Consider the following 1,330-nt stretch of genomic DNA (forward strand, 5'->3'; position numbering starts at 1 on the left):
ACCCGATACTTTTTCCTGGCTTCCAGCAACGGGGTTTCTTCCTCCGTTGCATATACAGCTCACCTTTTTTCACCCACGATTAACCAACAGCCAGACCAGCAGACACGCCACCACCGGCACAGCAAAATCCATCAGGCTTGCCACATCCCATGCGCGCGGATCAAAACCGCCCCACCACGGCATATTCATTCGCTTGCCATGCCCGAACATTTCAATCCAGCGATATTCTGCCTGGGTATGTTCACGCGCAATGAAGAACGTACAACCGGCTATCGCTCCGTAAGCCCAGTTTCCGGTAAAAAGACCAACCAGTATCTGCGCAGCCACAGCACAAAGCGCATGAAGAAAAGGTGTTATATCCATTACTCCTCCTTTATCCGATATCGCTTCGGGAAGTTGATAACAACTTCAATTCTGACTCAAGTTCATCAACTCTTTCGGTCAGTTTCTGGATATGGTGAATCAGTGGAACAACCAGACGTTCGTACATTACACCTTCGGCAACAAGGCCATTGCTGGAAATAGCTTCCCGTGCATCATCTTCGTTAGCTGATCGCCAGTGTACAAACTGAGGGGCAATTTCTCCTACTTCCTCGGCAATCAATCCGTAGAATCCCCAGTCACGCCTGTCATTTTCGCATTGTGACCTGTACCATACAGGGCGCATCCTGAAAATGAGATCGGCGTGCTCTGAATCTATCGTCTCTACTGAATGCTTATAGCGGATAGACGATGTTGACCGCAGTACAGACGAAATTGCAGGGTCAGGATTAAGATAAAGGTTTGCCGCCGCTGTAGTCGTGGCCAAATTCCATAAATAAAACGCTTCACGACCTGTCAGTGGATAAAAATCTCCGCCATAACGACCACTTTCCAGATCGTTCACTTCCACTTTGTTTTTCAGCTTATTATCAACTTCAGTTTTTGTGTATCTGGAGCTGATATCCTGCTTTGCACTGGTCATATCAGTCTGAAGCGTTGATACTTTACTGTTAATTGAGGAAATATCTTCCTTCGCTTTACTGACATCTCCCTTCAGCGTGGTGATGTCTCCCGGAATTACTGTCGATGTAGCCATTTGTCTCCCTCACATCCAGCCACGAAGTTGATGTTCAACAACAACCGCGTATTCATCGAATATTGACGATTTTTTTGCATCATTAATGATGCGCACGTTTACAAAATATCCGTCTTCCTTAACACATACCGGTTCGCCATCTTCAGTCAGTTCTCCGGTTTCTTTGTACACGTTACCTATCACGTCAATAAGAATATCATCCTGCATCAACTCGTCATCATAATAGCCAATGCTCTCCATAAAGGCCGAAAA

The 1,330-nt window shown here is 46.1% G+C and carries 3 protein-coding genes; all 3 read right to left on the reverse strand.

Annotated elements, in window-relative coordinates; translation table 11 throughout:
- Positions 1-69: 69 nt before the first annotated feature.
- Positions 70-363 (reverse strand): hypothetical protein, encoded by a 294-nt coding sequence (locus tag ACWIGM_RS31420; protein WP_014640154.1) that lies wholly within the window; start codon positions 361-363, stop codon positions 70-72.
- 10 nt (positions 364-373) lie between these two features.
- Positions 374-1,078: a tail fiber domain-containing protein gene (locus ACWIGM_RS31425; protein ID WP_000235985.1), complete on the reverse strand. Its 705-nt coding sequence runs from the start codon at positions 1,076-1,078 to the stop codon at positions 374-376.
- Positions 1,079-1,087: 9 nt separating this feature from the next.
- The coding region (locus tag ACWIGM_RS31430; RefSeq protein WP_454029856.1) for a hypothetical protein at positions 1,088-1,330 on the reverse strand (243 nt) is incomplete at its 5' end.

This window comes from Allobosea sp. NPDC055332, from assembly GCF_053645455.1.

What these genes read in the sequence shown, in the direction of transcription:
- ACWIGM_RS31420 (WP_014640154.1), bottom strand. Translation starts at nt 363, where the DNA reads ATGGATATAACACCTTTTCTTCATGCGCTTTGTGCTGTGGCTGCGCAG.
- ACWIGM_RS31425 (WP_000235985.1), bottom strand. Translation starts at nt 1,078, where the DNA reads ATGGCTACATCGACAGTAATTCCGGGAGACATCACCACGCTGAAGGGA.